This window comes from Cytobacillus purgationiresistens, from assembly GCF_030813235.1.
Lineage (GTDB): Bacteria > Bacillota > Bacilli > Bacillales > Cytobacillaceae > Cytobacillus > Cytobacillus purgationiresistens.
In genome coordinates, this window is the sequence record NZ_JAUSUB010000063.1 from 1 (window position 1) to 7,326 (window position 7,326).

A 7,326-nucleotide genomic window follows, 5' to 3' on the forward strand; every position below is an offset into this window, starting at 1 on the left:
GTTCTAACCAAAACTGTAAAGTTAAACAAGTTAGATAGTAATATGGAGAAAAGCTGCGTATTTAAGAGATAAGTGTTTGTTTATTGAGGGAGGTTTGTTTAACAAGAAGAAATATATGTAGAGTATTATAAGAATAAGGAATAGAGGTCAAAAGATAAAAAAGGGTTAATGAATTTATGAATCAAATAATATTTATTAGGGTTTAGATGCTTGTGAAATTCCTTTTTAAGGAGGAATATGTTGAAGAAGAAAACAGTAATTACTATAACTATTGTTTTATGGCTAATTATTTTAATTCCATTAGGCTTTTTAGGGTATATACAGTATCAAATTTATTCCTTAACTAACGATGTTGAGGAGTACTTATTAAAAACATATGATATAGAAGATACCGAAAATATAGATACAACAATTACGTTGTCTAGCTTTCGTTTTTCATCATTTGTGACATTTAAAGATGAACCTGAACATCAGTACGAATACATACGAGATAATGGTGATATCATACAATATACTCCTTATCCAAGTGATGAAGAAAAACATTTGTACAAACATCTAGACAAAAATAAAGTGCAATAAAAAGAAAGAGGGAAGCTGATCTTTGTCAGCTCTTCTTCTTTGACTCTCTATGATAACTATCCTTAATTAACTTAAGAAAGTCACAAATAAGGAAAGACTTTTCCTATGTCACAAAAGTGGCAGCATTCCTATAATAACTTAAAAAGAGTATGTGAGTTAATGCACTTAAACAATAGGAGGCTTTAGTGGAAGTTGGTCGAGCTGTTCAGACGGGATCGACCAAGCCCATTTGGATCAATATTCAATTTTATTAAGCAAAATCCTGTAAATAGGATTTGGCTTTAGCATGCAATATTACTGTACTAATATTTTATTATTGTTCAGACATTAGTTGTGTTTTTAACTGATTAATTACCTCTTGGGAAGCAGGAGCAGCAGGTTTATAGTATCCCCTTTGGAGAGCATAGCTATATACCGTTCTTTGTCGGGACTCATCTTGATTTCTCATTTGTATCAAAGTTTGTCTGGGGTACTACGTAGGCAGTTTGTGTTTATTTGTATTTTCATCCATATCAAGTTCAGCGTTCCGGTAATCGAATAAGCAAACGAGGGTGCATTTAATGATATTCCGTACTTAATTATAGGAAGAATAGGGGTAATTCAATTTAATTTATAGTATAATGAATACTTCAATATTGCGATGGAAAACAGGGAAAAGAGGGAACGGATGCCTACAATACTGGTTGCTGACGACGATGCGAACATTCGGGAACTCGTCTGTTTATTTTTACACAACGACGGATTCACAACAGCCGAAGCCGCGGATGGCAAGGAAGCACTGGCCGTCTACACCTCAACACATGTGGATCTTGTCGTGCTCGACATTATGATGCCGATTATGGATGGTTGGACGTTATGCAAGGAGCTTCGAAGAGCCAATCCTGATCTTCCTTTACTTATGCTGACTGCGAGAGGAGAAACATGGGAGAAAGTGAAGGGTTTCGAACTTGGGGCTGACGACTATTTAACGAAACCATTCGATCCGTTAGAGTTGACGGTTCGTGTTAGGGCACTACTCAAACGATACAAGATTGGCTCCACGCAGACAATCCATTTCGGGAACGTCACCCTTGATCGACAGACCTATAAGGTGATGAGAGGGACGGAGTCGCTTACGTTGCCGCTAAAGGAGTTCGAATTGCTGTATAAGCTCGCTGGAACACCCGGACAAGTCTATACGCGCGAGCAGTTGATTGATCAGATTTGGGGAATCGATTACGCTGGAAACGATCGAACGGTAGACGTACATATTAAACGCCTGCGCGAACGGTTTGCGACTACACCCGATTTTCGTATCGAGACGATGCGTGGGCTTGGGTACCGGCTTGAGGTTTACGAATGATCAAATCCTTATATATACGTGTTGTCCTGACATTTCTAGTCTCCGTTATCGGGGGCACGATCATTTCTTTTTTTGTGTCAACTTGGATATTCGAAGAAAAATTGAACGAAAACGCGCAAATCAACTCACGTAACTTTGGCCAAGACATCGTCCGGATTTACAAGACCCTTCCATTACGTGAAGCGGAATCGTTCGTAAGTGAAATGAAGCAGCTCGATTCCTACCATATTCGAATTTACGAAGCAACGGGTGAGTTCCAGTCTTACGGAAAACTTAACGGACACAAACCTGCCACTGTGACGATGGAAAAACTAAAGAAAGTATTAGATGGAGGAGTTGTTCAAGACACTCCGAATGGTATTGCTACGGTCCTCTTAGGGTTGCCGTTGAAAACGGAAATGGGAACGAAAGCGATGTTTTTGGAAACGCTCGCCCCCCCTTCTGCCTCTTTTGTCACAAAGTGGGCATTGATCTTTGCAACCTGTTCGTTGATTTCAGGAAGCTTATTGATTCTAGTTGCCTCTGCATTCCTGGTAAGACCGATCAAAAAGCTGACAAAAGCGACCAAGCGGATAGCATCTGGAGATTTCAACGTCAAGCTGAATATTAAGCAAACGAGTGAGCTGGGTACTTTGGCTCGCAGCTTCGAAGAAATGATGCACGATCTGCAGCAACTTGAGCAGATGCGCAGGGAATTCGTAACTAACGTGTCGCACGAGGTTCAGTCTCCGCTCACTTCGATATCCGGTTATGCTCTAGCGCTTAAGCAAGTTGACATCTCAGATCACGAACGAAGCCGTTATCTTGATATTATCATCGCTGAATCTAAAAGGATGTCCAAAATGAGCGATAGCCTTCTAAAGCTAAGTATGCTTGAATCGCAGTCAAAGCAACTGCGGCTCGTCACGCTCAGCCTCGATGAACAAATCCGACGGGTAATCGTGGCGCTACAGCCGCAATGGTCTGCTCGCAACATACATTTCGTGCTTGATTTACAGACAGTTAAAGTAACGGCTGATCATGACCAGTTAAATCAGGTATGGACGAATATCCTCAGAAATAGCATCAAATTTTCCGAGGATGGCGGCGTGATTAACATAAGCATCAAACAAGATATCAAAAACGCGACAGTCCGAATATCCGACACTGGTATTGGTATTCCTCTTGAGGACCAGGAGCGTATATTCGAGCGGTTTTTTAAGGTCGATCGTTCCCACAGTCGTAAGTATGACGGTAGTGGTATGGGACTCGCCATCGTTAAACAGATCGTATCGCTTCATCAAGGTGACATCCGAGTGGAAAGTGAACCTGGTCAAGGAACGACCTTCATTGTCACCTTGTCAATCACTACACCAACAGATTAGTTAGATTCATTCTCTATGCTACGGCTCACATGCAAGCTTTCTGGTATGTGAGCCGTAGTATTTTTTTGCTTGTTCATATTCAGTTCATATTGTCGTCATGGGGAGTACACCTTCATTAGTTAAGATTTCATTAGCGGCACATGAAGGAAGCCAAACAAACAGATCAGGACAGGAGAAGATGACAGTGACACAACAAGAGGAAAAGAAAACGGGGAGTGGAACGAAAATAAAGAAAGTGCGAAACATCTTACTTAAAATCATAGGAGCAATCGTAATAGCTATTGTTCTTTTTCTAGGTATTGTTTATATTGCTAATGTGATGAGTAGTCATTCTGAGCAAAAACGAATAGTGCCCTACGGTCAGCATGTATCTGTAGACGGGAAAAATATGAATGTGTTAATTCAAGGCGATGGCGAGGAAACGATCGTGCTCCTGCCTGGTTATGGAACAGCTACACCAGGGCTTGATTTTAAGCTTCTTATCGATGAATTATCTCCATTTTACAAAGTTGTTGCGGTAGAGCCTTTCGGTTATGGATTAAGTGATGAAACTGAAAAAGAGCGAACCACGGAGAATATGGTAAGTGAAGTTCATGAAGCTCTACAGCAGCTTAATATTAACAGATACATGCTCATGGGTCACTCCATTACAGGCATTTACGGAATTGATTATGTGAACAAATATCCAAACGAGGTGACTGGATTTGTCGGAATCGATAGCAGTGTTGCAACACAACCGGGTATGGACATCAAATTCCCATTAAAAACGTTTGCATTCCTCAAAAAATCAGGTCTCTTAAGATTGATCATGAAAATAAGTGCTGACCCCTATGCTGATCTGGCATTTGATGAAAAAACAGTGGAGCAAATGAAAATGATTTCGAATAAAAACATGTATAATGACACTACCTTGAATGAGATGAACCATATTTCGTCTAATTTTAAAGGGGCTCAAGGTTTAACCTTCCCTAAAGATCTTTCACTTCTTCTCTTTGTACAAGCGAATAATGAAGGTGTAGCAGGATGGATACCTCTGCATGAAGGGCAGATCAAAGACTCGGTACATGGAAAAGTAGTAACTATGGATGGATCACATTATTTACACCATACCAAATTCAAAGAAATCACTGAAGACGTTAGAGTATTTATGAAAGAAGTAAAGTAAGTGTAAAGTGAAGGGTTCATCCGCTATTTTATGCATATGTATAAGTGAGAAAAAGACCGTCCTTTGGGACGGTCTTTTTCATTGTGTGTTTGTAAATATGTGATGTCATCACAACGCTATCATTGTTTTCTCCATGCTACAGCATCCTGTGCATGCTTCGTTGTATATGACGACGTGGCATTTTTTTGCTTGTTCATACTCGGCTCGGGGAGTACATCTTCATTGGTTAAGCTTACTTTAGCACCCAAGTTAAGATAGCCCAATAAACAGATAAGGACAAGTGAAGATGCGAATGGAATAACATGAGGAAATGAAAATGAGAGCGGGCACGAGAATAGTTAAAAACCGAACTTAAATTGCCGCTTTAACCCTGGTGCTAACCATGTTAGCTCCAATGTCTGCAATGGCCGCACCGGCTACGAGTAACAGCAGTCAGCCAGGAATCATTATGTGATGCTCTTATTGGAGTGGTTTGTAAACTCAGCTATGATTTGGACAAAAATTACGTTGATGACTTTATAGCTGTATCAGAAGAGTCTATTGCTAAAGCAGTTAGTTTCATGGCAAAAAAGGAGAAGTATATTGTAGAAGCAGGTAGCTGCACAACAATAGCTACTGTTATGGACTACAAAGAGCGGATTGGAGGAAAAAATGTTGCTCTTGTTTTATCAGGTGATAATATAGACGGAGATGTATTGGCTTATATATTATCAAAGTACTAAAGTGATTGTGTTTCTTTGGGAGAAAAACTTTGTCATAAATTAAAGATGGCTTTCCTTAATTTAAAGGAGTGCCTTTTCTATAACACAACCGGGACAGCATTCCTATATATAAAAAGAACTGTGTAAAAGAACAAGGTTTGTGAAGAAATGTACTTAAACTATAGGGGGCAATACTTGATCAGTGGTATTGTCCTTTTCTTCTTATGGAACAAAGCCGTAGTTTAGTTGAACAAGAGGTCAAGATAAAATGGAAGTATGTGTTAAAATTCTGGGTGTACCTAGTTGGAGGGAATGCTGTGAAACCAAAAATAAAAAGAAAAGATTTAATGAGCAAGACTGATATATGGAACGCCGTTAATACAGTATTAAGTGAGTGTGATTTATCATCGGAAGATAAAAAAATAAATGAAGCATACATCGTCCATCAATACTATTCTGAACTTGAAAGTGGCGGTCACAAAAGCTTATTTACGTGGTTTGAATGGTATTAAAGAGGTAGTGATAAATAATTACGTTAATCAGCTATTGGAATCCTTGAGGAAATTGGCGCCCACAGCTGTGCAAAGATTGAGAAAAAGTATTGTTAAAAAATGTGGAGCTTGTACGTTGAACTAGAAAAAGACGAAATTGAAGAAGATGAATTTTTAAAAGTCATTGAAAAAGAACGATGCCTATTACGAGCTTAATGAGGAATTTGCGGAATTATTAGAAACGTATTTTGTTGCTATCCATACTGACTTGATTGAAGTAGTTGAAGATTAATTCAATTCATTCTTAGAGCTTTCCTTAAATAAAGGGAAGCCTATTTGTTATGATGCTATAGGGGCAGTTTAGTTCCATAAGAGAAGGAACGCTTGATCTATTTATTGAACATATTGGTATGGCTTATATATTTTTTATATTGGAGGTGTTGTGTTATGAAAAAGTATGAAAAAATGTTAATTGCGATTAAGGATGTGGATTTTAATTGTTTTACCATTGGATGAGTTTGCGAAACAAAACGAAGTCCTTACTTTTTAATATAATAAGAATTATAGATAGTATAAAAGACTGGAAATTCACTATATTAAAGGTGGGAAATGACATGGCAAGAAAGTACCGATTATATCAAATTGATTCATTTACGAAAGAAAAATTATCAGGTAATCCTGCTGGTGTAATTACAAATGCAGATGGTTTATCTTCGGGTGAGATGCAGAGGATTGCGAGAGAGCTTAACAATTCGGAAACGGCATTTATATTTAAATCAGACAATAGCGAATCTGATGTACATATTCGTTTTTTTACGCCTACTCATGAGGTTCCCATCTGTGGACATGCGACGATTGCTGCCCACTATGCTCGTGCAGTTGAAAATAGTTTAAATACAGGTAAAGTTTATCATAAAACTGGTGCCGGTATTTTACCAGTCGATGTGATTAAAGAAGATAATGATTACAAAATTATAATGACCCAGGGTAGTATAAGTTTTGATGCGGTGATTGATGGTCTAGCTTTAGAAAACATATTTACAGCTTTCAATATTAGTGAAAATGATTTATTAGAAGATTGTCCAGTACAAATCGTTTCTACCGGGCATTCCAAGGTGATGATTGGAATTAAAAATTCGGAACTTCTTCACCGATTAAACCCTAATATGGAATTACTAACAAAAGTCAGTGGATTAATTAATTGCAATGGTTTCTATGTGTTTACGATGAATGCTCCCGACTCCGAAATCTTAATTCATGGAAGAATGTTTGCTCCAGCAATTGGTATCAACGAAGACCCTGTTACAGGCAATGCGAACGGCCCTTTAGGCGCATACTTAATACACCATGGACTTGTCAAACATGATAATACTTTATTTAGTTTTAAAGCAGTGCAGGGCGAAGCTATAAACCGGGCGGGTATCATTGATGTTCAAGTGAAAATTTGTAATCAGGAACCAGAGGAAGTAAGGATTGCGGGAAATGCTGTAATCGTATTTAAGTCCGAGTTATTACTTGAATAGCCATTCAACGTGCGTTAGCTGAAAATCGGAGTTGTCTTTAAGGTAGCTTTTTCTCATGGAATTTACGGGGCAGCATTCCTGTAATAACTGAAAATGCGATTTGAATGAAAAAAGACCTCTTGGTAAGATGAATGTGTCCTGAGCTGGCCAGCTAAAAAGGA

8 protein-coding genes and 1 pseudogene are annotated in these 7,326 nt (G+C 38.6%); 7 read left to right on the forward strand and 2 right to left on the reverse strand.

Annotated elements, in window-relative coordinates; translation table 11 throughout:
* Positions 1–240: 240 nt before the first annotated feature.
* Positions 241–579, forward strand: a complete 339-nt coding sequence (locus J2S17_RS28500; protein ID WP_307480709.1) for a DUF3139 domain-containing protein — start codon at positions 241–243, stop codon at positions 577–579.
* Positions 580–892: 313 nt separating this feature from the next.
* Here J2S17_RS28500 and J2S17_RS28505 read toward each other — a convergent pair.
* Positions 893–1,042: pseudogene (locus tag J2S17_RS28505) on the reverse strand (spore coat protein); the annotation flags it as partial.
* A 204-nt stretch (positions 1,043–1,246) separates the two neighbouring features.
* On the opposite strand from J2S17_RS28505, the gene J2S17_RS28510 reads away from it, so the two are divergent.
* The 3 genes from J2S17_RS28510 to J2S17_RS28520 all read left to right on the forward strand — a co-directional run bounded on the left by J2S17_RS28510 (position 1,247) and on the right by J2S17_RS28520 (position 4,450).
* Complete coding sequence (locus tag J2S17_RS28510; protein ID WP_307480725.1) at positions 1,247–1,921, forward strand: response regulator transcription factor; 675 nt, start codon at positions 1,247–1,249, stop codon at positions 1,919–1,921.
* On the forward strand, positions 1,918–3,285 hold the full coding sequence (locus tag J2S17_RS28515) for a sensor histidine kinase (RefSeq protein ID WP_307480712.1): 1,368 nt from the start codon (positions 1,918–1,920) through the stop codon (positions 3,283–3,285). Before J2S17_RS28510 ends, J2S17_RS28515 begins: the two co-directional genes overlap by 4 nt.
* Before the next feature lie 184 nt (positions 3,286–3,469).
* Positions 3,470–4,450, forward strand: a complete 981-nt coding sequence (locus J2S17_RS28520; protein ID WP_307480728.1) for an alpha/beta hydrolase — start codon at positions 3,470–3,472, stop codon at positions 4,448–4,450.
* Positions 4,451–4,569: 119 nt separating this feature from the next.
* Here J2S17_RS28520 and J2S17_RS28525 read toward each other — a convergent pair whose 3' ends face one another.
* On the reverse strand, positions 4,570–4,713 hold the full coding sequence (locus tag J2S17_RS28525) for a hypothetical protein (RefSeq protein WP_307480715.1): 144 nt from the start codon (positions 4,711–4,713) through the stop codon (positions 4,570–4,572).
* A 204-nt stretch (positions 4,714–4,917) separates the two neighbouring features.
* On the opposite strand from J2S17_RS28525, the gene J2S17_RS28530 reads away from it, so the two are divergent.
* The 3 genes from J2S17_RS28530 (at position 4,918) to J2S17_RS28540 (ending at position 7,165) form a co-directional block, all read left to right on the forward strand.
* On the forward strand, positions 4,918–5,172 hold the full coding sequence (locus J2S17_RS28530) for a pyridoxal-phosphate dependent enzyme (protein ID WP_370875146.1): 255 nt from the start codon (positions 4,918–4,920) through the stop codon (positions 5,170–5,172).
* 203 nt (positions 5,173–5,375) lie between these two features.
* Complete coding sequence (locus J2S17_RS28535; protein ID WP_307480721.1) at positions 5,376–5,663, forward strand: hypothetical protein; 288 nt, start codon at positions 5,376–5,378, stop codon at positions 5,661–5,663.
* A 593-nt stretch (positions 5,664–6,256) separates the two neighbouring features.
* Complete coding sequence (locus J2S17_RS28540) at positions 6,257–7,165, forward strand: PhzF family isomerase (RefSeq protein ID WP_307480722.1); 909 nt, start codon at positions 6,257–6,259, stop codon at positions 7,163–7,165.
* Positions 7,166–7,326: the final 161 nt, after the last annotated feature.